The sequence below is a fragment of the Pedomonas mirosovicensis genome, from assembly GCF_022569295.1.
In the GTDB taxonomy this organism is placed as follows: domain Bacteria; phylum Pseudomonadota; class Alphaproteobacteria; order Sphingomonadales; family Sphingomonadaceae; genus Pedomonas; species Pedomonas mirosovicensis.
Genome location: NZ_JAKFIA010000001.1, coordinates 1,772,227 through 1,794,583, shown reverse-complemented (window position 1 = coordinate 1,794,583; position 22,357 = coordinate 1,772,227). Strand labels below are relative to the sequence as shown.

At 66.2% G+C, this 22,357-nt stretch carries 19 protein-coding genes; 12 read left to right on the top strand and 7 right to left on the bottom strand.

The window, feature by feature from the left end:
• Positions 1-151 precede the first annotated feature (151 nt).
• From L0C21_RS08540 to L0C21_RS08520, 5 genes are all read left to right on the top strand, one after another.
• Positions 152-1,231 (top strand): Ppx/GppA phosphatase family protein, encoded by a 1,080-nt coding sequence (locus L0C21_RS08540; RefSeq protein WP_259277953.1) that lies wholly within the window; start codon positions 152-154, stop codon positions 1,229-1,231.
• Positions 1,228-1,932 (top strand): RlmE family RNA methyltransferase, encoded by a 705-nt coding sequence (locus L0C21_RS08535; protein ID WP_259277952.1) that lies wholly within the window; start codon positions 1,228-1,230, stop codon positions 1,930-1,932. Before L0C21_RS08540 ends, L0C21_RS08535 begins: the two co-directional genes overlap by 4 nt.
• Positions 1,933-2,002: 70 nt before the next feature.
• Positions 2,003-3,475, top strand: coding sequence for an IMP dehydrogenase (gene guaB / locus L0C21_RS08530; RefSeq protein WP_259277951.1), 1,473 nt, complete (start codon positions 2,003-2,005; stop codon positions 3,473-3,475).
• Between the two features lie 209 nt (positions 3,476-3,684).
• Positions 3,685-4,920, top strand: a complete 1,236-nt coding sequence (locus L0C21_RS08525) for an SAM-dependent methyltransferase (protein ID WP_259277950.1) — start codon at positions 3,685-3,687, stop codon at positions 4,918-4,920.
• 156 nt (positions 4,921-5,076) lie between these two features.
• Positions 5,077-5,607, top strand: coding sequence for a tetratricopeptide repeat protein (locus L0C21_RS08520; RefSeq protein ID WP_259277949.1), 531 nt, complete (start codon positions 5,077-5,079; stop codon positions 5,605-5,607).
• A 901-nt stretch (positions 5,608-6,508) separates the two neighbouring features.
• Here L0C21_RS08520 and rsmA read toward each other — a convergent pair.
• From rsmA to L0C21_RS08495, 5 genes are all read right to left on the bottom strand, one after another.
• Positions 6,509-7,381: a 16S rRNA (adenine(1518)-N(6)/adenine(1519)-N(6))-dimethyltransferase RsmA gene (gene rsmA / locus L0C21_RS08515; protein ID WP_259277948.1), complete on the bottom strand. Its 873-nt coding sequence runs from the start codon at positions 7,379-7,381 to the stop codon at positions 6,509-6,511.
• Positions 7,378-8,373, bottom strand: coding sequence for a 4-hydroxythreonine-4-phosphate dehydrogenase PdxA (gene pdxA, locus L0C21_RS08510; RefSeq protein WP_259277947.1), 996 nt, complete (start codon positions 8,371-8,373; stop codon positions 7,378-7,380). Before pdxA ends, rsmA begins: the two co-directional genes overlap by 4 nt.
• Before the next feature lie 8 nt (positions 8,374-8,381).
• Positions 8,382-9,701: a peptidylprolyl isomerase gene (locus L0C21_RS08505; protein WP_259277946.1), complete on the bottom strand. Its 1,320-nt coding sequence runs from the start codon at positions 9,699-9,701 to the stop codon at positions 8,382-8,384.
• A gap of 112 nt (positions 9,702-9,813) precedes the next feature.
• On the bottom strand, positions 9,814-11,232 hold the full coding sequence (locus tag L0C21_RS08500) for an LPS-assembly protein LptD (RefSeq protein ID WP_259277945.1): 1,419 nt from the start codon (positions 11,230-11,232) through the stop codon (positions 9,814-9,816).
• On the bottom strand, positions 11,201-12,157 hold the full coding sequence (locus L0C21_RS08495; protein ID WP_259277944.1) for an LPS-assembly protein LptD: 957 nt from the start codon (positions 12,155-12,157) through the stop codon (positions 11,201-11,203). Before L0C21_RS08495 ends, L0C21_RS08500 begins: the two co-directional genes overlap by 32 nt.
• 165 nt (positions 12,158-12,322) lie before the next feature.
• Here L0C21_RS08495 and L0C21_RS08490 point away from each other — a divergent pair, with 165 nt between their 5' ends.
• The 3 genes from L0C21_RS08490 (at position 12,323) to ndk (ending at position 14,839) form a co-directional block, all read left to right on the top strand.
• Positions 12,323-13,819 (top strand): leucyl aminopeptidase, encoded by a 1,497-nt coding sequence (locus L0C21_RS08490; protein ID WP_259277943.1) that lies wholly within the window; start codon positions 12,323-12,325, stop codon positions 13,817-13,819.
• 19 nt (positions 13,820-13,838) lie between these two features.
• On the top strand, positions 13,839-14,288 hold the full coding sequence (locus tag L0C21_RS08485; protein WP_259277942.1) for a DNA polymerase III subunit chi: 450 nt from the start codon (positions 13,839-13,841) through the stop codon (positions 14,286-14,288).
• A gap of 128 nt (positions 14,289-14,416) precedes the next feature.
• Positions 14,417-14,839, top strand: a complete 423-nt coding sequence (ndk, locus tag L0C21_RS08480) for a nucleoside-diphosphate kinase (RefSeq protein ID WP_259277941.1) — start codon at positions 14,417-14,419, stop codon at positions 14,837-14,839.
• A gap of 294 nt (positions 14,840-15,133) precedes the next feature.
• Here the strand turns inward: ndk and purN are convergent, their stop codons facing one another.
• Together purN and purM are read right to left on the bottom strand one after the other, a co-directional pair.
• A complete protein-coding gene (gene purN, locus L0C21_RS08475; RefSeq protein WP_259277940.1) occupies positions 15,134-15,793 on the bottom strand; it encodes a phosphoribosylglycinamide formyltransferase in 660 nt (219 codons plus the stop codon).
• Positions 15,783-16,886, bottom strand: a complete 1,104-nt coding sequence (gene purM / locus L0C21_RS08470) for a phosphoribosylformylglycinamidine cyclo-ligase (protein ID WP_259277939.1) — start codon at positions 16,884-16,886, stop codon at positions 15,783-15,785. Before purM ends, purN begins: the two co-directional genes overlap by 11 nt.
• A gap of 128 nt (positions 16,887-17,014) precedes the next feature.
• Here purM and L0C21_RS08465 point away from each other — a divergent pair, with 128 nt between their 5' ends.
• From L0C21_RS08465 to L0C21_RS08450, 4 genes are read left to right on the top strand one after another with little or no spacing between them, the layout of a single operon-like run.
• Positions 17,015-18,355, top strand: a complete 1,341-nt coding sequence (locus tag L0C21_RS08465) for a hypothetical protein (protein WP_259277938.1) — start codon at positions 17,015-17,017, stop codon at positions 18,353-18,355.
• A gap of 6 nt (positions 18,356-18,361) precedes the next feature.
• Entirely contained in the window at positions 18,362-19,456 is a 1,095-nt protein-coding gene (locus L0C21_RS08460; protein WP_259277937.1) for an AI-2E family transporter, read from the top strand.
• Positions 19,453-20,118 (top strand): HdaA/DnaA family protein, encoded by a 666-nt coding sequence (locus L0C21_RS08455; protein ID WP_259277936.1) that lies wholly within the window; start codon positions 19,453-19,455, stop codon positions 20,116-20,118. The genes L0C21_RS08460 and L0C21_RS08455 overlap by 4 nt, the downstream gene beginning before the upstream one ends.
• A gap of 31 nt (positions 20,119-20,149) precedes the next feature.
• On the top strand, positions 20,150-22,342 hold the full coding sequence (locus L0C21_RS08450) for an RNA degradosome polyphosphate kinase (protein ID WP_259277935.1): 2,193 nt from the start codon (positions 20,150-20,152) through the stop codon (positions 22,340-22,342).
• The last annotated feature ends 15 nt before the right edge of the window (positions 22,343-22,357 follow it).

Below are 22,357 nucleotides of genomic sequence, written 5' to 3'. Positions count from 1 at the left end.
ATCGGCTGTCAACGGGGTTTGCCACGTTTTTCATGCTTTTCCCCGATCCAGCCGGTCCAGACGCCTTGTACGGCCGGGGTGCGGTTGTTAGGTTAGGCGCAAGTAAACCGCCCAGAGGCGGTTTTGAGCTTGAGTTTTGAAGGCGACGATCATGCCAAATACCGTGGCGGCTCGGTCCGTTGCGACAGCATCCGCTGTACCAACGGACGAGACTGCCGAGCCCGCCGGGCTGCACATCAAGGACGACACCCCCCTTCGCTCGTCGGCGAGCAACCGAATCTACGCGGCCTTGGACCTGGGCACCAACAATTGCCGCCTGCTGGTGGCCAAGCCTGTGCGAAACGGTTTCCAGGTCATCGATGCCTTTTCCCGGATCGTTCGATTGGGCGAGGGGCTGGCATCCACCGGCAAGCTGTCGGAGGCCGCGCAGCGGCGGGCCATCGCCGCCCTCAAAATCTGCGCCGACAAGGTGAAGCGCCGCAACGTTCACATGATGCGCCACGTGGCGACCGAAGCCTGCCGCCGCGCCGACAACACGCAGGATTTCGTCTCCCGCGTCTTTGCTGAAACCGGGCTGGCGCTGGACGTGATCTCGCCGCAGGAGGAAGCGCGGCTTGCCATGCTGGGCTGCCAGGTGCTGCTGCCGCGCAACGCCAGCTATGGCCTCGTATTTGATATCGGCGGCGGCTCGACCGAACTCATCCTGGTTCGCAACCGGCCCCGCGGCGGCGAGATTCTGGCGTGGACCAGCGTGCCCTGGGGCGTGGTCTCGCTGGCTGAAGCCTTTGGCGATGCGGGACCGGAGACGAGCGAATACGCCGAGATGAAAAAGCTGTTCGCCTCCCACCTCGGCGCGTTCGAGGAACGGGCGAACATTCGCTCCAAGCTGGGCGACGGCAAACTGTGTATGCTGGGCACCTCCGGCACGGTGACGACGCTGGCCAGCCTGCACCTGGGACTGTCATCTTACGACCGGCGGCAGGTTGACGGTTGCTGGGTGCCCACCAAGTCGTTACGCACGCTGGCGGAAGATCTGTCCGGCCTGTCGGTCGAGGAACGGGCGGCGCTGCCCTGCATTGGCGTGGAGCGCGCCGACCTCATGCTGGCAGGCTGCGCGATCATTGAGGCGATTCTCGACTTTTGGCCGGTCAGTCAGGTGCGGGTGGCGGATCGCGGCATACGGGAAGGGATCCTGCGCGTCCTCATGCAGCGGGATGGAATTGCGTTATGAGCGTTAAAGGCGGATTGAGCGGACGGTCGCAGGGCGGCAAGTCCCGGGTGAAAACGGCGCGGGGGCGCACCACATCGTCGGTGCGCTGGCTGGAACGCCAGTTGAACGACCCTTACGTCAAGGCGGCCAAGGCGGCGGGCTATCGGTCTCGCGCCGCGTTCAAGCTGGCGGAACTGGACGAGCGCTTCGGCCTGCTGAAAGGCGCGAGCCGCGTGGTGGACCTGGGCTGCGCCCCCGGCGGCTGGTGCCAGGTGGTGAAGGAGCGCCGACCCAAGGCGCGAGTCGTCGGCGTGGACATTCTGGAGGTAGAACCGCTGCCGGGGGTCGAGCTGATCCTGGGCGACATCCGCGACCATGCGACGGCGGAGCGAATCCGACAGAGCCTGGACGGCAAGGCGGACCTGGTGATCTCGGACATGGCGGCCAACACGGTGGGCCACAAGCAGACCGACCACCTGCGGACCATGGGCCTGATCGAAGCCGGGCTGGAACTGGCGGAGGAGATTCTGGAGCCGGGCGGCAGTTTCGTCGCCAAGGTGCTGGCAGGCGGCGCTGATTCCCAGCTGCTTTCCCGGCTGAAACAGCGTTTCAAGTCTGTGAAACATGCCAAGCCGCCGGCCAGCCGCAAGGACTCGTCCGAATGGTACGTCATTGCACAGGGGTTTCGGGCACAGGATTTTCAGCCTGAAGCCGCGGACTGACCATAGCATTTTTGAAATTGAGATGGCATATAGCCCCACTTTCCCCGCCCCGAACCAACGAGAGAGTCTCATGGAACTGCGTTTAGGCCTTACTTTCGATGACGTACTGCTTGTTCCGGCTGAATCGGACGTAATGCCGAGCCAGACGAACACATCGACGCGCCTGACCCGCGAGATCTCCCTCAACATCCCGCTGCTGTCCTCCGCCATGGACACGGTGACGGAGTCGCAAATGGCGATCGCCATGGCCCAGGCCGGCGGCATCGGCGTGCTGCACCGCAACCTCACCATCGAGGAGCAGGCCCAGGCCGTCCGGCAGGTGAAGCGGTTCGAGGCGGGCATGGTCGTCAACCCGGTGACGATGCTCGCCGACCAGACGCTGCGGGAAGCGCTGGATCTGATGAAGCGCCACAACATCTCCGGCATTCCAGTGGTGGAACCGTCGCCGCGCGGCCAGCCGGGCAAGCTCATCGGTATTCTCACCAACCGCGACGTGCGCTTTGCCGAGAACCAGGATCAGCCGGTCGCCGAGCTGATGACCAAGGACAATCTTGCGACGGTCCGCGCAGGCGTCAGCCAGGATGAAGCCCGCCGCCTGCTGCACCAGCGCCGCATCGAGAAGCTGATCGTCGTTGACGACCAGTACCGCTGCATCGGCCTCATCACCGTGAAGGACATCGAGAAGGCCGTCAGCTACCCCAGCGCCACCAAGGATGCCTCGGGCCGGCTGCGCGTCGCCGCCGCCTCGACGGTGGGCGACCTGGGCTTCCAGCGTACCGAGGCGCTGGTGGACGCGGAGTGCGACCTGATCGTGCTCGACACCGCCCACGGCCACTCGGTGAAGGTCTCCGAAGCGGTGCGCCGCGTGAAGTCCCAGTGGAACCATGTGCAGGTGGTGGCGGGTAACGTTGCCACCGGCGAGGCCGCCCGAGCGCTGATCGACGCAGGCGCGGACGCCATCAAAGTGGGCATCGGGCCGGGCTCCATCTGCACCACCCGCATCGTCGCGGGCGTGGGCGTACCCCAGCTGACCGCCATCATGGATACGGTCGAGGTTTGCGCCAAGGCCGGCATTCCGGTGATCGCCGACGGCGGCGTTCGCACCTCGGGCGACATCGCCAAGGCCATCGCCGCCGGCGCGAGCGCGGTGATGGTGGGCTCGCTGCTGGCGGGCACGGACGAAGCGCCGGGTGAGGTGTTCCTCTATCAGGGCCGCTCGTACAAGGCCTATCGCGGCATGGGCTCGGTGGGCGCCATGGCGCGCGGCTCTGCCGACCGCTACTTCCAGCAGGACATCAAGGACAGCCTGAAACTGGTGCCGGAAGGCATCGAAGGCCAGGTGCCGTACAAGGGCTCGGCCCGCGAGATCATCCACCAGATGGTGGGCGGCCTGAAGGCAGCCATGGGCTACACCGGCGCCGCCACCATCGAGGACTTCCAGAAGCGCGCCAGCTTCGTGCGGATCACCAACGCGGGCCTGCGCGAAAGCCACGTGCACGATGTGGTCATCACCCGCGAAGCGCCGAACTACCCGACGCGCTGAGGGTTGGCTCTGCTTTTTTCGCAAAGGGGGGCTTGCACCCCCTTTGCAATCCCCTCTCGTTTTAGGGCCGTGCGCGTGGAGAGCGGGTGCGGCCCTTTTCATTAGAGAGAATTGGGCCGCGACTTTCATAAAGGGCGCAGTCTAAAAACGAATGGGGGCGCGGGGGACAAGTTCCCCGCGATAACAAAACCTTACAGGAGTTTCCCCACATGCAGCCTGCGGGGCGGTTGGCGGCGGCGATTGAAATTCTGGACGAGGCGATTGCCAGCGCGCGCAGCGGCGGGGCGGCGGCGGACGTGCTGCTGGCGCGGTATTTCCGGGCGCGGCGCTATGCGGGCTCCAAGGACCGGGCAGCGGTGCGGACATGGGTGTATGCCGTGCTGCGGCACATGGCCTTTGACGCGCTGAACGGGCGGGCAGCGACGATCGCCTACGCGCGGGAGCGGGAACCGGAACTGCTGGGCCTGTTCGGCAGTGGCGGCCATGGGCCAGCGGCACTGAGCGCGGAAGAGGCGGCAGCTTCTGCTGCGGCCTTGGAAAATCGCTGGCTGCCGGAATGGCTGGAGGCGCGGTTCATGCGCCGCTTCAAGGCGGATTGGCCGACGCAGCGGGCAGGGCTGATGGAGCGCGCGCCGCTCGACCTGCGGGTCAACACGTTGAGGGCGGCGCGGGACGAGGCGCAGAAGGCCTTGCGGGCGGGAGGGATTGAAAGCGAAGCCTTACCTTTTGTTGACAATGGCTTACGCGCTGATGCTGGCGCGCCGGTTGAGAAATCGGATGCCTTTGCGGATGGTCTCGTTGAGGTGCAGGACCTCGCCAGCCAGCTGATGCTGGCGATGGCGAAGGCGCGGCCGGGCGAGACGGTCATTGACCTGTGCGCCGGGGCGGGCGGCAAGACACTGGGATTGGCCGCCGACATGCAAGGTAAGGGCCGGCTCATCGCCTGCGATATCGATCCCGCACGGCTGGAGCGGATGGAGCCGCGACTAAGGCGGGCAGGGGTTTCGTTGGTGGAACAACGGGTTCTGCGGCCTGGCGCTCTTGATGACTTAACAGCGCAGGCCGACTGCGTGGTGATCGATGCGCCGTGCAGCGGCACCGGCACCTGGCGGCGCAACCCGGAGGCGCGGCTGCGCCTGACCGAGGAGCGGCTTGCCGCCGTGACCACCGTGCAGGACGAAGTGCTGCGCCAAGGCGCGGCCCTCGTGAAGCCGGGCGGGCGGCTGGTCTATGCGGTCTGCTCGCTGCTGCCCGATGAGGCGGAGGACCGGCTTGAGGCGTTTCTTGAGCAATACCCAGGCTTCCGCCCGGTCGATTATCACCGCCGCCTTAGCGAAACGGGGCTGCCGGAAACTGTGGCCCTGCGGCCCGAATGGCTGGCGGTCGCACCGGCAAGTCACGGATGCGATGGGTTTTTCGTCGCGGTTTTTGAACGGGTCTGCTAACTGTCTACGGGTCAGATGTTGACGGAGCCCGGCTGGACTCCCTAGAGCCGTTCTCAGCCTGTTCGGCTCGCAGGTTACGGCTTTAGGCTCTTTGTGGTCGCACTTTCTTAATCGAAGGGCCTGCGCCCTGTTTGAGCGTTGCTCGAGGGAGGAAGAATGCAACAGTGCCATTGGATTTCCGCTCTGGCGATCAGCGCCGCCCTCGCGTTCAGCGGGCCCGCCCTCGCCAAGGCTCCCTCGGTTAACGCCGCGTCTTCCCGGCTGATGCAGCAGGGCAATGACCTTCTGTCTCAGAACAAGGCGGGCGAAGCGGCGGACTATTATGAATCCGCGCTGGCGGCCGACCCGGACAACAGCAACGCCTTCATCGGCCTCGGGCGCGCCTACGAGCAGATGGGCCTGACCGGCAAGGCCATCAGCTATTACCGCAAGGCGCTCATCATCAACCCGAACGACCTGACGGCACTGGAAGCCTCCGGCATGGCCTACATCGCCAAGGGCAGCCTCGCGAAAGCCGAGGACGCCCTGGACAAGCTGCGCCGCGTGTGCCGCAAGGGCTGCAGCCAGGCCGAGCGCCTCGCCGCCGCGCTCAGCAGCGCGCAGGCCAAGGGCGCCTCCCGCCCACGAACGGTCGCCCAGCAGCAGGCAACTCCGCGCCCGAAGCAGCAGAAGACGATCAAGCAGTAGGGTTTTCTTCCTGTTCCAGATGCAGAGGGTCGCGGACCCTCTGCACTCCCGTCCGTTTTTCTGTCGGTGGTTCAGGCGCTTACTGAAAGCGCCTGTTTTGTTATGAAATGATCGGGCCGCGCCCCGGATGGGCGGTTGCGCCTGATAGACGAGGCGCGCAAGCGCTCCTTACAATCATTCAAAATGATGACGGCATCGATAGCGGCAGTGGTGACGCTGAGAGGCCGAGGGTGTGGCTTTGGCGTTAGGGTGAAGTGCCGTAAGCACAATGGCTCCATGGCGGCAGCGCTGGAGCAATTCTGGTGCGTTGCCACCCGCTTACCGCGTGACATTTAACGGATAACCGTGCTGCAGGGCTCGGCCCCTTATTCGGCCCGACGGATCGCACCACGGCAATTCCATGCACGGCCTGAGAAGGCGGTTATAATCAACGAGGCCCATCCATGCGTTCTTTCGGCGATGGCTCAGGCGCTTACTGAAGACACCTGGTTTGTTGTGAGATGATCGGGCTGCGCCTTGGATGATGGTCGCGCTTGATGAAAGGACACGAACGCTCCTTACTATCATTCAAGATACTAGGGACCGTGGGTGATGTGGTGGAACGGGGCCGGGCTGGGCAGCAAGTTGGGGGCTGGACAAATTGGGGGCTGGGCAAGCGGAGTGCTGGGTTTTGGCTAACCTACCAAGGGTCTGGTCCCAGACGTTGCCCTGATCTGTCATGTGCCGTCAGCGTGTTGGAGGATACGGCCCGATCAAAGACCGCCAACAAGGCACGATGGCGACCCCGCACACGGCCCACTCAAAAATGCTTCCAGACGGCGCAACGGCACCCCCGCGCACGGCCCGACAAACGAAGGGGTGCAGGGGACTGAGTCCCCTGCATAGAAAAACAAAAGTAAAGTCAGCTACTTTTCCGGCTCTGCATCAGCGCCGCGTGGGCAGCCGCCAACCGGCAGAAGGCGGGAACGTCGAGCACTTCGGCGCGCAGGTCGCCGGGGATGTCGGCCATTTCGAGGATGGGTGTCGGGTCGAGCCCCAACGACTTGAGAGAGGCGCGAAGCATCTTGCGGCGCTGGCCGAAGGCAGCCGCGGTGACGGCCTCCAGGCTTTTGAGCGGCACATCGGCGATGGGCTCGGCGGGTTCGATGTGGACGACGGCGGAGGTGACCTTGGGCGGCGGGGTGAAGGCCTGCCGGGGCACGTCGAAGGCGATGCGGGGTTTGCTGCGCCACTGGGCGAGCACGGCGAGGCGGCCGTAGTCCGCAGTATTGGGCTTTGCAACGATGCGCTCGGCCACTTCCTTCTGGAACATGAGGGTGAGGCTGGACCAGAAGGGCGGCCAGTTGCGCGTGGTGAGCCAGCGGACGAGGAGGGCCGTGCCCACATTGTAGGGCAGGTTGGCGATGATGCGGACGGGCTTGCCTGCGAGAAGGGTGGCTTCGTCCACCTTCATGGCGTCGCCGGGGATGACGTCGAGACGCCCGCCGGAGCGGGTGTTGAGATCTTCAAGGATCGGCCAGGCGCGCTGGTCCATCTCGACGGCGATGAGCCGCTCGGCCCCTGCTGCCAGAATGGCGCGGGTGAGGCCACCGGGGCCGGGGCCGACCTCATAGACCGTGTGGCCTTCGAGCGGGCCTGCCGTGCGAACGATGCGGCTCAACAGGTTCATATCGAACAGGAAATTCTGCCCGAGAGACTTCTTGGCGTTAAGGCCGTGCTCGGCGATGACCTCCCGCAGCGGCGGGAGGCTGGAGAGAAAGTCCTGATCGATCATCGGTTCGCTGCTTCTGCCCGGCGGGCGGCGCACTGGGCGGCCATCTTGAGCGCGGCGATCATGGCGTCCGGCCGGGCGACGCCACGCCCCGCGATGTTGAAGGCGGTGCCGTGATCCGGCGAGGTGCGGACGATGGGCAGGCCGAGGGTCATGTTGACGCCCTGATCGAAGTCCAGCGCCTTGACCGGGATGAGCGCCTGATCGTGGTACATGCACAGCATCGCATCGTAGCGGGTGCGGATGTGGGGCGCGAACAGGGCGTCGGCGGGCAGCGGGCCTTCGGCGAGCCAGCCGCGACGGCGCAGTTCCTCGACGGCAGGCGCAATGATGGTTTGATCCTCAAGGCCGATGTGGCCGTCTTCGCCCGCGTGGGGGTTGAGGCCGGTGACGGCGAGGCGCGGCTCCGCAATGCCGAAGTCCAGCCGCAGGGCCCGCAGGGTCGTCTCGGCGCGGCGGAGGATGAGATCGGTGGTCAGCGCCTCGGGCACCTGCCGGAGCGGAATGTGAATGGTGACGGGCACGGTGCGCACATGAGGCCCGGCCAGCATCATCACCGCGTCATCGGGGGCGACGCCAGAGCGCTCGGCGACGAATTCGGTCTGCCCCGGCCAGGTGTAGCCGACGGCCTTCAGCTCCGCCTTGCTGACCGGCGCTGTGACCATGGCCGCCGCCTCGCCGGAGAGAGTGAGGGCCACGGCCTTCTCCAGCGCGGCGAAGGCAAGGGCGGCCCCGGCAGGCGTCGGCTGGCCGGGCGTTGCGTCAAGCAGCTCTCCCACGGGCAGCACGGGCAGGGCGGCATGGAAGCACGCCGCCGCCTGATCCAGCGTGGAGATGGTGGCGATCGGCCCGTCCCACACGGCGCGCAAGGGAGCTTCCGCTCCAGCCACGACAAAAGGCGAAAGGCCCGCGGTGTCGCGGGCCTCCCAACTGCGGGCGATGACTTCCGGGCCGATACCCGCAGGATCGCCGATACTGACGGCAAGGGGCTGCATTGCCAGCCTTAGCGGTAGTCGATGATCGCGTCCCGGCGCAGATCGCGCAGGTAACGGCGCGCCATCATCGACATGCGCTCCTCGTTCAACTGGGCGTAGACCTCATCGTAGGTGGGTAGCTTGGCCTCCTGCGCGTCGTCGCGGCCGCACAGGACGATGACGCGGGCGTCTTCCTCCGTGCCGAACGGACGGGTGGCCTCGCCGACCTGAAGCGCCTCCAGGTGCGGGATCAGCCCCTGCGGGAACTCGCGCAGCTTCTGGGGCTCGGGCTCCTCGACCCGGCCGCCCAGCGCCTGCGCCATGGCATCGGCGCGGCCGCAGCCGCCGCCGCGCGCGGCCTCAGTCGCCATGCGCTCGACAAGGCTCTTCAACTCGGCCTCGGACGCCTTCGCCTTGAAGGGAACGATGACCTGCTTGATGGTGAGCACCGCATCCAGCGGATCGGGGCCGAGAATCTTGCGCTTGTCGGAAACGGCGATGATGCTGAACCCGCCCGGCACGCGAATGGGATCGCTGACCTGCCCCTTGGGCAGGGTGGCGACCACGCTTTGCAGCGGCGCGGGCAGCTGCTCGGCCATCACATAGCCAAGGTCGCCGCCGACGGCAGCCGTGGAGGCTTCGGAGAACTGGCGGGCATAGGCGACGAAGGACGCGCCGCCCCGAATCTGCTGGATGATGCGCTCCGCCGTGTTGCGGACGGCGGCTTCGGTCTCCGTCGTGGCCGAGAGGAAAATCTCGCTGACGCGATACTCTTCCTGCCCCTTGGAGGCTTCCATCTTCTTGATGACCGCGTCCACTTCCTCGTCGCCGATGGAGACGAAGGGAGCAACCCGGCTCCGCAGCAGGCGCGACCAGGCCATTTCCGCCTTGATCTGCGCCTTCAGCGTATCGGCCGAAGCGCCGTTGGACTTGAGGAAGGCGGCAAACTGCTCAGGCGTTTGCTTGAAATTCTGCGCCACGCGCTTGAAGGCGGATTCGACCTCTGCGGGATCAACCGTCACATCGTGCGTCTCGGCTTCCAGAACCTGGAGCCGCTCATCGATGAGATTCCGCAGCACCTGCACGCGCAGACGATTCTTCTCATCCGGGCCGATGCGGCCACCGGACGCGGCCACCACCAGCGACAGCCGGTGCTCCACGTCGAGATCGGTGATGATGCTGCCGTTCACAATGGCCGAAGCCTTGCGGACATGGGGATCAGGCGGGCCGAAAATGCGAACATCAGCCGGGATGTCGTCCTGCCCTGCAGCGCCGAACGATTGAGCGACGGCTGGCGTGGCAACAACGGCCAGGCACAGACCCAACAGCGATAGCTTTGTCTTCACCATAGGCCCTCGGTTTACGTTACCCGGCGCACAGGCGCAACCGTCCACCCGCCGAGGCGTGCGATTCCCGTGGCCACGGTTGGACATACCGGCTGCCGACCCGCTGCCCGGCCGATCAGCTGCCGCCCAGGTTCCGCAGCGCGAAGCGGAAGAAGATGGTGGAGCCGCGCTCGAAGTCGCGGTCCTCGGTGAAGCGGCGACGCCAGGTGACGGAGAACTTGAAGCATTCATCCTCATAGGCCACGCCGATGCTGTGGCGGATCGGCTGGAAGCCATCGGCATCGCTGAACTGGTTCTCGCTGGCGTTGGTGAGATCAAGAATGGTGGCGGCGTTCAGGGACCAGTACTTGTCGATCTGCAGCCGCCCGCCGACGCGCAGCTCCTCCCGGTCCTCCAGGTCCTCCAGCATGATGTCGCGGTTGAGGTTGGCGTAGCCCACCGTGATGTAGGTGTTCCGCGTGCCGACGAAGGCATCCAGTTCGCTGCGGCGGGGCGCGAGGCTGCTCTTGTCCAGCCGGAACCGGTAGACGACATCGACGAACTCGCCCCAGCGCACGGACGTGCGGCCGACGAAATCGGAGAATCGGCCGGACAAGCCGGTGCCTTCAGGGAACAGGTCGCTGCTGCCCTCGCCGGAGAGGCGATAGCTCTGGCCCGCCTCGGCCGAGATGGAGACGGCCCGCCCGGTCCACGACCAGCTGAGACCATAGGTGGTGCGGGTGCCGCTCTCCCAGCGATCAAGACCGGAGAAGCGGTTGAGATCAAAGAGGTTGGTGTCCTCAAGGTCGAAGGCGCGGCTATCCTCGTTCGGCACCACGCTGTTGTGTCCGGGCCCGGCGGCCACCACCTGGACGATGGGCGTGAGCGTCTGGAAGCCGCCGAAGCTGGGACCGGCCAGCGGCCAGGAGAACTCGGCCGCCGCCAGCGGCAGCACGCGGCCCTGCCAGCCGTTCTCGCCGGCGTAGACCGCGTTGTCGGGGTCCTGCGCGTCGTTGACGTAGTACATGTCGCCGCGCACGAGGCCGATCAGGCGAGCAACCTGGCCCATGCTCGACATCCACTGCTTCTGCCAGTCGGCCGTGGTGGAAACGCGGTAGGTGTCCATGGCCTCGGTCCGCACCAGCGACAGGGCGTTGGCGCGCACGCCGAACTGGCCAAGTCGCGGATCCAGGGACGAGGTCCAGCGGTAGTCCACGTAGGGCAGCGCAATCGGCATCTTGCCGAAGCTGTCGTCCACCCTGAGGCCCTGGAAGGCCCAGGCCTGCACGGTCAGGTAATCCCGGTCGCCGAAGTATTCGAGCCGGTAGCTGTTGCGAAGCACGTCGTTGTCCGTGATGTCGTAACGACGCAGGAACGTATCGTCCGACGCCACCGTGGCATCGAAGCTGGAGCGCCAGCGCGACGTGTGCTGGAGCTGACCATCGGCATAGATGTAACCGCGGAAATCATTGCCGCGATTAACGAGGCCGGTCACGTTGCTGTCGGCCTCGGTTTCCTCGAAGTCACGCGAGGCATAGGTGCCGACGCCCCCCAAGCGGATCGCGCCCGAGCCCAGATGCTGGCGGTATTCCAGCCCGAGGGTGGGGTTTTCCTCCGTATAGAGGGTGGGGGGTGACGGTGAGGTCCTTGCTCGGCGAGATGCTCCAGAAGTAGGGCGTCGAGAGCGACAGGCCGAGCGCCCGGCTCTGGGAGATATCCGGCATCAGAAGACCCGAGGACTTCACCACGTCCGGATCGGAATGCGAGATATAGGGCAGGTAGAGGATCGGCACGTTCAGGAACTCGAACGTGGCGTTCCGATAGGTGATGCGCTTGGCCACCTGATCGTATTCCACCCGGAGCGCCTTGATGCGCCACAGCGGGCGCTCCCTGGTCGAGCCCTCCGCGCACAGGTCGCAGGGGCTGTAGACGGCGCGATTCAGGTCGGCGCGGTCCTCCTGCCGGGTGCCGCGGCTGGCGGCAAGGCGCGAGCCATCGGTGAGCACGAGCAGGATGTTATCGACCACGCCCTGGCGGAGCGTATCCCGCAGCTCCACCTTGTCGCCGGTGACGAGGTTGCCTTCCCGGTCCACCAGCCGCACGTTGCCGCGCGCCTCCACATAGCCGGTCTTGCGGTTGTAGATGATCTCGTCGGCGTTCAGCCGGTTGCCTTCGCGCACCAGAACCACGTTGCCCGAGGCGGTGACCACATCGGCATCGACATCGTAGTCGAGCTGGTCGGCCTCGAAGAGAATCTCCGGCGACTGGTCGGCCGGCTGCCCGGCCTGCGCCGGGGCTGCCTTCGTTTCCGCCGGAGACGCCGGCCGGGTGAGGGGCGCCGGGGGCGCTGCCAGGTGCCGCGCAGGGTCGGTGACAGACGGCTGGCCTTGCGCCTGGCCGTCCGCTTGCAGTTCCTGCGCGCCCCAAGCTGGCAGGGCGGTCGTCGTCGTCAACAGAAAGAGCAGAAAGCGGACATGCACGGACGGCGGCCTTCCTCGTTATAAAGTGGGCGTGTGTAAAGCACGGTGCGCTGCCAAGTGCAACGGTGCCCGAAACAAAGAGCCGCCGTTCACCTTTGCGGAACCGTGATTGATCGCTATGTACGCATACATCGTCTTTCAGGCTTCACAGCAGGGATGCTCTCCATGAAGGTCTCATTTGAAACGGCTGGCGCGGTCCAGGGCGGCGCCCTGGCAGTGTTTGTTACCCAAGGTGCGTTGCAGACGGAAACTGTCCAGTCCCTCGACGCGACAACCGGCGGGCAAGTGACCCGAGCGCTCAAGTCCAACCGTTTCAACGGCGAAGCCGGGCAGGTGCTGGAACTTCTCGCGCCCGCAGGGCTTGAGGCCAACCGGCTGCTGCTGGTGGGCCTGGGGCAGGCCGCCAAGGTGACCGCAAGCGACCTGGAGAAGGCGGGCGGATCGGTTTATGCGCGCCTGGCGACCTCCGGCGAGACGGCGCTGACCCTGAACGCCACGGCGCTCGAGGGCGTGTCCGTGGACGCAGGCGAGGCCGCCGCGCGGCTGGGGCTGGGCGCGCGCCTGCGCTCCTACCGGTTCGACCGCTACCGCACCAAGGAGCCGGCCTCCAAGAAGCCGACGCTGGAAGCCATTACCGTGTGGACCGGCGATGCGGCCGGAGCCGAGAGCCGCTACGCCAAGCTGGCGGCCGTGGCCGACGGCGTGTTCTTCACCCGCGATCTCGTCTCCGAGCCGGGCAATGCGCTTTACCCCAAGTCCTTCGCCGAGCGGGCGCAGGCTTTGACCGATCTCGGCGTGAAGGTGGAAGTGCTGGGCGAGACGCAGCTGCGCGAGCTGGGCTTCGGCGCGCTCCTTGGCGTGTCGCAGGGCTCGGCCAACGAGCCGCAGGTGGTGATTCTGGAGTATGACGGCGCGGGCGGCGACACCCCGCCGGTGGTGTTCGTCGGCAAGGGCGTGACGTTCGATACGGGCGGCATCTCCATCAAGCCGGCCGCCGGCATGGAAGGCATGAAGTGGGACATGGGCGGCGCGGGCGCCGTGATCGGCGCCGTGCGCGCGCTCGCGGCCCGCAAGGCCAAGTGCCGCGTCGTCGGCCTGTGCGGCATGGTGGAGAACATGCCCTCCGGCACCGCCCAGCGGCCGGGCGACGTGGTGAAGAGCTACTCGGGCCAGACCATCGAGGTCATCAACACCGACGCGGAAGGCCGCCTGGTGCTGTGCGACGTGATGGCCTACGCCCAGGACCGCTACAAGCCGAAGGTGATGGTGGACCTGGCGACGCTGACCGGCGCGATGATTATTTCGCTCGGCCACGAATACGGCGGCATGTTCAGCAACGACGACACGCTCGCCGCCCAGCTGGATGCGGCCGGCAAGGCCAGCGGCGACAAGCTGTGGCGGATGCCGATGGGCGATCCCTACGACAAGCTCATCAACACGCCGATCGCGGACATGAAGAACGTGGGTCCACGCGAGGCAGGCTCCATCACCGCCGCCCAGTTCCTCCAGCGGTTCGTGAAGGAGGGCGTTGCCTGGGCGCACCTCGACATCGCCGGCATGGTGTGGTCCGACAAGGACACGGCGCTGTGGGAGAAGGGCGCGACCGGCTATGGCGTGCGCCTGCTCGACCAGTTCATCGCCGACAACCACGAAGCCAAGTAACATATTGAGGTTTGAGGCCATGGCCGAGATCAGCTTCTATCACGTCACGCGGCAGGCCCCTCTCCAGGCGCTGGCGCGACTGATGGAGAAGGTCTATGGCCAGGGCCTCAAGACCGTGATCCGGGCCGGAAGCGAGGAGCGGGTGAAGGAGGTCGACACCTATTTGTGGACCTACAATCCTGCCTCCTTCCTGCCGCACGGCACGGCGAACAGCAAAGACAAGAGTCTCCAGCCGGTGTACATCACGGCGGATGAGGAGAATCCCAACGCCGCCACGGTGCTGGCGCTGCTGGATAACGTGCTGCCCGAGACCATGAACGGCTACGAGCGGGTGCTCTACCTGTTCGACGGGCAGGACGAGGGCCAGACGAGAACCGCCCGCCAGCACTGGAAGGACCTCAAGGAGCAGGGGCACAGCCTCGCCTACTGGGAGCAGCAGGAGGGCGGCGGCTGGAAACGCTCCGCCTGAGCCGAAACGATATTTCCCTTTAAGCCGTCCTTGAGCGCGCGAGCCATTGCCTTTTGGCGAACCCGAGGATAAGGACGCGCCAACCCAAGTTTCTTACTCTTTAACGATATTCCTGACTGGAGTGTACCATGGCGCTCGAACGCACCTTTTCGATCATCAAGCCGGACGCAACCCGCCGCAACCTGACGGGCAAGATCAACGCCATGCTGGAAGACGCCGGCCTGCGTATCGTCGCCCAGAAGCGCGCGCAGCTGACCCGCGCACAGGCCGAAGGCTTCTATGCCGTGCACCGCGAGCGTCCGTTCTTCAATGACCTGGTGAACTTCATGATCTCCGGCCCGGTCGTGCTGCAGGTGCTGGAAGGCGAAAACGCCGTCCTCAAGAACCGCGAAGTGATGGGCGCAACCAACCCGGCCAACGCCGACGAGGGCACCATCCGCAAGACCTTCGCCGAATCCATCGAGGCCAACTCGGTCCACGGTTCGGACAGCCTGGAGAACGCAGCGATCGAGATCGCCTACTTCTTCGCGCAGACCGAGATTGTTGGCTAAGCTTCTTCCAAGCTTCGCGAATGAGGGAGAGGGCCGGTTTTCACCGGCCCTTTTCTTTGGTTGCAGAATCTTATGCGGGGGTCTTGGACCCCGCGCCCCCATTCGTGGCGGGCCGTGTTTCCGGCGCTCTTCTGGAAAAACGGCCGTATTCAACAGGGCCGCGCCCGTTATGATGTGCGCGTCCCTGTAAATGAAGGGGGTGCAGGGGGGCCGCGACCCCCCTGCAAGAAAATCTGAGTAAAAAGAAAAGGGCCGGGAAACCCGGCCCTTAATTCTCAATGTTCATGCACCAGATCACCCGCGCGGGGCGGGATTGACCAGCGGTTGGGCGGTCGGCGCGCTGTCGCGGATACGGGCGACCATGCCGTCGATCTCCACCCGTCCTTCGGCGATGAGGCGCACGGCTTCTGGGTAGATGCGGTGTTCCTGTTCGAGGATACGCGCCGCAAGAGTGCCGGGGGAATCGCCTTCCAGCACCGGCACGGCGGCCTGGGCGAGGATCGGCCCTTCGTCCAGCGCGGGCCGGACGATGTGGACGGTGCAGCCCGCGATCTTGCAGCCTGCCTCAAGGGTTTTCTCGTGGGTATGGAGACCCCGGAAGGCGGGCAGGAGGGACGGGTGAATGTTGAGGATGCGGTCCGGCCAGCGGTTGATGAACTCGGCGGAGAGCACCCGCATGAACCCGGCGAGGCAGACGATATCCACCTGATGGCGGCGGAGCTGATCGTCGACCGTGATGTCGAACGCCTCCCGGCTGGCGAAGCCGGTGTGGGAGATGACGATGGCCGGGATGCCGGCCGCGCGGGCGTATTCCAGCCCGCCGGCCTGGCCCTTGTTGGAGATGACGCAGACGATCTCGGCCGGGAAGTCCGGCTGCTGGGTGGCATCGAGCAGCGCCTTGAAGTTGCTGCCCCGGCCCGAGATGAGAACGCCGATACGCAGCTTACGCGTCATGGGAGGCGTCCCATGCGTCGGCATAGCCCCACGCGCCCGCGGCGGAGGTAACGCGGCAGCCGCGCACTTCGCCCTCGGCGGGCTCGATGCGGCCGATGCGGTAAACGGTCTCGCCGCCGTCTTCCAGCGCCTTGGTGACGGCCGCCACGTTGTCTTCCGACACGACAACGGCCATGCCGATGCCGCAGTTGAAGGTGCGAACCAGCTCCGCACCCTCGATGGAGCCGAGGTCGCGCAGCCAGCGGAACAGCGGCGGCAGATCCCAGGAGGCGGTATCGAACACGGCGCGGGTGCCCTTGGGCAGCACGCGCGGCACGTTCTCGGTGATGCCGCCGCCAGTGATGTGAGCCAGCGCCTTGATGCGGCCGGTGCGGATGACCGGCAACAGCGACTTTACATAGATGCGGGTGGGGGCGAGCAGGGCCTCGCCCGCCGTCACCGCCGGATCGAACGGAGCGGGGGCGTTGAGGTCGATGGCGAAGTCCGAAATCAGGCGGCGGACCAGCGAATAGCCGTTGGAGTGGACGCCCGAGGAGGCGAGACCCAGAATCACGTCGCCCGCGCCGACGCCTTCGCCGGTGAGCTGCTGGCCACGCTCCACCGCGCCGACCGAGAAGCCCGCCAGGTCGTAGTCGCCATCGCCGTAGAGGCCCGGCATCTCGGCGGTCTCGCCGCCGACAAGGGCGCTGCCCGCCTGGCGGCAACCTTCGGCGATGCCGGAGACGACGCGGGCGGCAACGCCGGTATCGAGCTTGCCGGTGGCGAAATAATCGAGGAAGAACAGCGGCTCGGCCCCCTGAACCACCAGATCGTTCACGCACATGGCGACAAGATCGATGCCGATGGTGTCGTGGCCGTCCGCCTCGATGGCGAGCTTGACCTTGGTGCCGACGCCATCGGTGGTGGCGACCAGCAGCGGGTCGTTGTAGCCCGCGGCCTTGGGATCGAAGAACGCGCCGAAGCCGCCAAGGTCGCTGTCCGCGCCGGGGCGACGGGTGGCCCGCGCCAGCGGCGCGATGGCCCGCACCAGCGCGTTGCCGGCGTCGATGGACACGCCAGCCTGGGCGTAGGTGTAGGGGGTGTTTTTGGACATGGCCGGGTCTTTCCGAAGCTGAAAAGGCGAGGTTGGTTGCCTGCGTGTTACCAGATTGAACTTGAGAAGCGAGACCTCAGTTGTAAAAGGAACGCATTCCTGTCCAACAAAGTCACTGATTGGTCGTCGTGCGGCTCGTTCCTCTTCTCCTTTTCGGCCTGCTGTCCGGTGCGACCGTTCAGGCTGCCGAACCCACCATCGCCGACCCGTTCTCGGTGAAGGAAATCGCCGTGGATGTGGTGGCAAGCAACGCCACCCAGGCCCGTGAAGCCGGGATTCGCACGGCCCAGCGCCGGGCGTGGCGGCAGCTGTGGGCGCGGCTTACCGGCCAGGCGGAGTCGTCCGCGCCCAGCCTTGGCGATGGCAGCCTCGATCGACTGGTCGCCGCGGTCGATGTGATATCGGAGCGATTCTCCTCCAAGCGCTACATCGCGCGGCTGACGGTGGACTTTGACCCGATTCCCGTACGCGCCACCATCGGCGAGATGGGAATCGGGCCGCAGGGACACAAATCCCACCCGATTCTCCTGCTCCCCGCTCTCAAGGACGGCGGCGCATGGCTGGGCATCGATCCGCGCAACCCGTGGTTCCGGGCGTGGACCGCCTTTGGCGACGTCCGGAGCGCCATTGATTATGTGCGCGTGACCGGCACGCCGGCCGATGCCGTGTTCCTGAACGCCAAGCGGGGCGTGGACCCATCGAAGGACCTGATGCGGCTGGCGCTGCTGCGCTACGGCGCGCAGGACTTCGCCGTGGCTGAGGCCCGGCTGGACCGGAGCGCCCCCGGCGGCCCGGTCAAAGGCACGTTCCGCATCCTGCACGGGCTCGACAACGAAGTGATCGGCACGGTGGAACTGACGGCCGAGCGGCCGGCCGATGTTCCGGCCATGCTGGCCGAGGCCGTCACCAAGCTGGACGCAGCCATGAACAAGGCGCTGGAGGCCGGCAAGCTGAAGGCGAGCGAGATGGTGAGCGCGGCGGACATGGTTGCTCCCAACGCCGAGGAGGAGCAGACCTTCGCCATGCAGAGCGCGGGGTCCATCGAGGTGCTGGTGGACACGCCGGACGCCGCCAGCTGGTCGACGCTGGAGCAGCAGCTGCGGCGCGCGCCCTCGCTCACCGGCCTGACCATCACCGGCCTGTCGCTGGGCGGCGTTTCGCAGGTGCGCCTGGGCTATGGCTCGTCGATGGAGTGGTTGCACTACGACCTGGATCAACTCGGCCTGCGGCTGGGGCTGCTGTCGGACGGCCGCTGGATGCTGCGTCCGCGCCAACCGGGTGAGACGCCGCTGCCGCGCCCCGTGATCGAGGAGACCGTGGGCGAGGAGGGGATCATCACCCAGGAGCCGGGCGCGCCGGGCCAAACGCCTCAGACGCAACCGCAAGGCCAAACGCCTCAGGGTCCCGCGCCCGCCCCGCTGCTGCCGCCGGGCTTCGGCCAGCAACCGCAAAATCCCCCTCAGGAGTAAGGCCCGATGACTGGTTCCCCTCCGCGCTGGGTCTGGGTTCTTCTCGGCGTTGCGCTGCTGCTTGCCTTCTTCGTATCGATCAGCGGCATCCTGCTGCCGTTCGTGGTCGGCCTCGCAGTCGCCTACCTGCTGGACCCGGTCGCCGACCGGATGGAAACCTGGAAGCTGCCGCGCTGGCTGGCGACTTCCATCGCCATTCTGCTGTTCTTCGGCCTGATGATCGGCGTGTTCATCGCCATCGCGCCGATGCTGCGGGATCAGGTCGTCGGCTTCCTCAACGCGCTGCCCGGCTACGTGGCCAAGGTGCGGCCGCTGATCCTCGGCCTCATCAACGAGGCGGGCGGCACGGAACGGGCCCAGACCATCGTCGAGCAATCCAGCGGCAAGCTGATGGAGTGGATCGGCGCGCACGTGGGCCAGCTGCTGGCCAGCGGCATCGCCTTCTTCAACGTGCTGACGCTCATTCTCATCTCGCCCGTGGTCGCCTTCTACCTGCTGCGGGACTGGGACATCATCGTTGCGCGGGGAAAGACCCTGCTGCCGCGCCAGCACCTGGCAACCATCGAGACCCTGCTGCACGACATGGACTACGCCCTGTCGGGCTTCGTGCGCGGGCAGTTCCTGGTGTGCATGGCGCTGGCCGTGCTTTATGCCTTCGGCTGGACCCTGCTCGGCCTCAACTACGCACTGGTGCTGGGGCTGATCGCAGGGCTGCTCGCCTTCGTGCCGCTGGCCGGGCCGTTCTTCGCCTCGGCCCTGGCGCTGCTGGTGGCGCTGGGCCAGTTCGGCACGGACTGGCTGAAGGTGGGGCTGGTCTATGTGGTGTTCGTCATCGTGCAGGGCATCGAGGGCAGCATCCTGACGCCCAACCTCATCGGCAATCGGGTGGGCCTACACCCCGTTTGGGTGATCTTCGCCATCTTCGCCGGGGGTGAACTCATGGGCGTGCTCGGCATTTTTCTGGCCGTGCCGGTGGCGGCAGTGGTTGCCGTGCTGTCCCGCTGGCTGATCCAGCGGTATCTCGCCAGCCGCCTCTATGACGACGGAAGGCCGGTCGAGACCGCGCCGACCCTCCGCCCGACGGAGGAAGACGCGCCATGAAGCAGCCGCCGCTGCCGCTGTCCTACCGCAAGGCAACGGGCGTCGAGAACTTCGCCGTCTCGCCCGCCAACGACCTGGCCGTCGCCTACCTCGACAACTGGCCGGACTGGCCGAGCCATGCCCTGTTGATCGTGGGGCCTGCCATGTCCGGCAAGAGCCACCTAGGGGCGATCTTCGCCAGCCGCACAGGCGGGCGGATCCTGGGCCCCGGCCAGCTGCACAGCCGCCTGCGGCTGCCGACTCTGGTCATCGACAACCTGGGGCCGGGTGTGGACGAGGAGGGGCTGTTCCACCTCATCAACTGGACGCGCGAGCAGCGCATCGGCCTCGTGCTGCTGAGCCGCCAGCCGGTGAAGAGCTGGAACCTGGAGGTGGCGGACCTGTCCTCGCGCCTCCTGGCGCTGCCAGTGGCCGAGATTTCCCAGCCGGACGAGCCGCTGATGGCGGCGCTGCTGGTCAAGCAGTTCCGCGACCGGGGGCTGGACGTGCCGCCGGACGTGATCGACTTCCTGATGCCCCGGCTGGAGCGGGACTATGCCCGCATCCATGCGGTCGTCGAGGCGATCGACCTGACGGCGCTGGAGAAGCGCCGGCCGGTGACCGTGCCGCTGGCGCGCCAGGTGCTGGCGGACCTGGACGCCAAAGCGCCGAGCTTGTCATAAATTCTCCGCAAGGGCAGACTATCAGCCACCTATGCCGATACATGCCCACCTCCCGACCACACCGACCGAACCGGCCCATCCGGTCAGCCCCGACCGCTATTTCAATCGCGAACTATCGTGGCTGGCGTTCAATTTCCGTGTGCTGGAGGAGGCCCGGAACACCGACTATCCGTTGCTGGAGCGGCTGCGGTTCCTCTCGATCTCGGGCAGCAACCTCGACGAGTTCTACATGGTACGCGTCGCCGGCCTGCGCGGGCAGATGGACGCCGCCGTCGAGACGATCAGCCAGGACGGCCTGACCCCAGCCCAGCAGCTGGCCGCCATCTCCGCCAAGGCGGAGGAGCTGATGCGCGCCCAGCAGGCGGTATGGGCCGAATTGCGGGAAAGCCTCGCGGCGGCAGGCGTCGAGGTGCTGGACCGCACCCAGCTGAGCGACGACGAGCGCGAGTGGCTGGAAGGGCATTTCCTCGCCAAGATCTTCCCGGTGCTGACGCCGCTGGCCATCGACCCGGCGCACCCGTTCCCGTTCATCCCGAACCGGGGCATCTCGCTGGTGCTGGAGCTGCGCCGCCTCAGCGACAAGAGCCTGCTGCATGCGCTCCTGCTGCTGCCCGCCATGCTGCCGCGCTTCCTTCGCCTGCCGGGCGAGGGGCTGCGCTTCATCAGCCTCGAGAACACCATCCGCCTGTTCCTCGGCCAGCTGTTTCCCGGCTATGAGCTGCTGGGAGACGGCGCGTTCCGGGTGATCCGCGACAGCGACATCGAGGTGGAGGAAGAGGCGGAGGACTTGGTTCGCTACTTCGAATCCGCCCTCAAGCGGCGTAAGCGCGGGCAGGTGATCCGCCTGAAGATCGAGGCCGAGACGCCGCCCGAGTTGCAGCGCATGGTGATCCGCGAACTGGGCGTGGCGGACCGCGACGCCGTGGAGGTGGCAGGCGTCCTCGGCATCGCCGACACCGCCCAGCTGATCGTCGACGAGCGGGCCGACCTGAAGTTCGAGCCCTATACCCCGCGCTTCCCCGAGCGCATCCGCGAGCACGGGGGCGACTGCTTCGCCGCCATCCGCGCCAAGGACATCCTCGTCCACCACCCGTACGAGAGCTTTGACGTGGTGCTCTCCTTCCTGCGGCAAGCGGCGGCGGACCCGGACGTGGTTGCCATCAAGCAGACGCTCTATCGCGCGGGCAAGAAGAGCCCGATCGTGCGGGCGCTGATCGAGGCGGCGGAGGCGGGCAAGTCGGTCACGGCGGTCGTCGAGCTGAAGGCCCGCTTCGATGAGGAACAGAACATCCGCTGGGCGGCCGAGCTGGAACGGGCAGGCGCCCAGGTGGTCTACGGCTTCATCGATCTCAAGACCCACGCGAAACTGTCGATGGTGGTGCGGCGGGAAGGCAGCGACCTGAGAACCTACTGCCACTTCGGCACCGGCAACTACCACCCGGTGACGGCGAAGATCTACACCGACCTCAGCTACTTCACCGCCGACCCACGGCTGGCGCGGGACGCGGCGCAGGTGTTCAACTACATCACCGGCTACGTGCCGCCCGAGCAGCTGGAATGCATCGCCATGTCGCCCGTCGGCATCCGCGCGACGCTGATGAAACACCTCGACAAGGAAATCGAGAACGCGCACGCAGGGCTGCCCGCGCAGGTGTGGGTGAAGCTGAACTCGCTTGTCGACCCCATCATCATCGACAAGCTCTATGAAGCCAGCCAGGCGGGCGTGCAGATCGACATGGTGGTGCGGGGCATCTGCTGCCTGAAGCCGGGCGTGCCGGGCTTGTCCGAAAACATCCGGGTGAAGTCGATCATCGGACGGTTCCTGGAGCACAGCCGCATCGTGGCGTTCGCCAACGGCGAGGCGCTGCCCTCGCGCAAGGCGATCGTCTACATCTCCTCCGCCGACTGGATGCAGCGCAACTTCGACCGCCGCGTCGAGGTGCTGGTGCCGATCAACAACCCCACCGTCCACGCGCAGGTGCTGGATCAGGTGATGGTCGCCAACCTCAAGGACACCGAGCAATCCTCATGGTTGCAACCGGATGGCTCCTATGTGCGTATGCCGGCCAAGGGACGGTCCTTCAACGTCCACCGCTACTTCATGACCAACCCGTCCATGTCCGGGCGGGGCGCGGCGCTGAAGGATCCGGGCACCATTCCGCGGCTGGTGCTGGAGGGCGATGATGGTCAAAAAGACCAGCCTGTTCCGTCCGCCGCGGGTTGATTGACGCGCTGCCTC

Excerpts from the sequence above, each read along its gene's own strand:
- guaB (WP_259277951.1), top strand. The coding sequence starts at position 2,003 with ATGGAACTGCGTTTAGGCCTTACTTTCGATGACGTACTGCTTGTTCCG.
- L0C21_RS08460 (WP_259277937.1), top strand. The coding sequence starts at position 18,362 with ATGACTGGTTCCCCTCCGCGCTGGGTCTGGGTTCTTCTCGGCGTTGCG.
- purN (WP_259277940.1), bottom strand. The coding sequence starts at position 15,793 with ATGACGCGTAAGCTGCGTATCGGCGTTCTCATCTCGGGCCGGGGCAGC.
- L0C21_RS08450 (WP_259277935.1), top strand. The coding sequence starts at position 20,150 with ATGCCGATACATGCCCACCTCCCGACCACACCGACCGAACCGGCCCAT.
- L0C21_RS08505 (WP_259277946.1), bottom strand. The coding sequence starts at position 9,701 with ATGGTGAAGACAAAGCTATCGCTGTTGGGTCTGTGCCTGGCCGTTGTT.
- L0C21_RS08520 (WP_259277949.1), top strand. The coding sequence starts at position 5,077 with ATGCAACAGTGCCATTGGATTTCCGCTCTGGCGATCAGCGCCGCCCTC.
- L0C21_RS08535 (WP_259277952.1), top strand. The coding sequence starts at position 1,228 with ATGAGCGTTAAAGGCGGATTGAGCGGACGGTCGCAGGGCGGCAAGTCC.
- pdxA (WP_259277947.1), bottom strand. The coding sequence starts at position 8,373 with ATGCAGCCCCTTGCCGTCAGTATCGGCGATCCTGCGGGTATCGGCCCG.
- L0C21_RS08490 (WP_259277943.1), top strand. The coding sequence starts at position 12,323 with ATGAAGGTCTCATTTGAAACGGCTGGCGCGGTCCAGGGCGGCGCCCTG.
- L0C21_RS08455 (WP_259277936.1), top strand. The coding sequence starts at position 19,453 with ATGAAGCAGCCGCCGCTGCCGCTGTCCTACCGCAAGGCAACGGGCGTC.
- ndk (WP_259277941.1), top strand. The coding sequence starts at position 14,417 with ATGGCGCTCGAACGCACCTTTTCGATCATCAAGCCGGACGCAACCCGC.
- L0C21_RS08485 (WP_259277942.1), top strand. The coding sequence starts at position 13,839 with ATGGCCGAGATCAGCTTCTATCACGTCACGCGGCAGGCCCCTCTCCAG.
- L0C21_RS08525 (WP_259277950.1), top strand. The coding sequence starts at position 3,685 with ATGCAGCCTGCGGGGCGGTTGGCGGCGGCGATTGAAATTCTGGACGAG.
- purM (WP_259277939.1), bottom strand. The coding sequence starts at position 16,886 with ATGTCCAAAAACACCCCCTACACCTACGCCCAGGCTGGCGTGTCCATC.
- rsmA (WP_259277948.1), bottom strand. The coding sequence starts at position 7,381 with ATGATCGATCAGGACTTTCTCTCCAGCCTCCCGCCGCTGCGGGAGGTC.
- L0C21_RS08540 (WP_259277953.1), top strand. The coding sequence starts at position 152 with ATGCCAAATACCGTGGCGGCTCGGTCCGTTGCGACAGCATCCGCTGTA.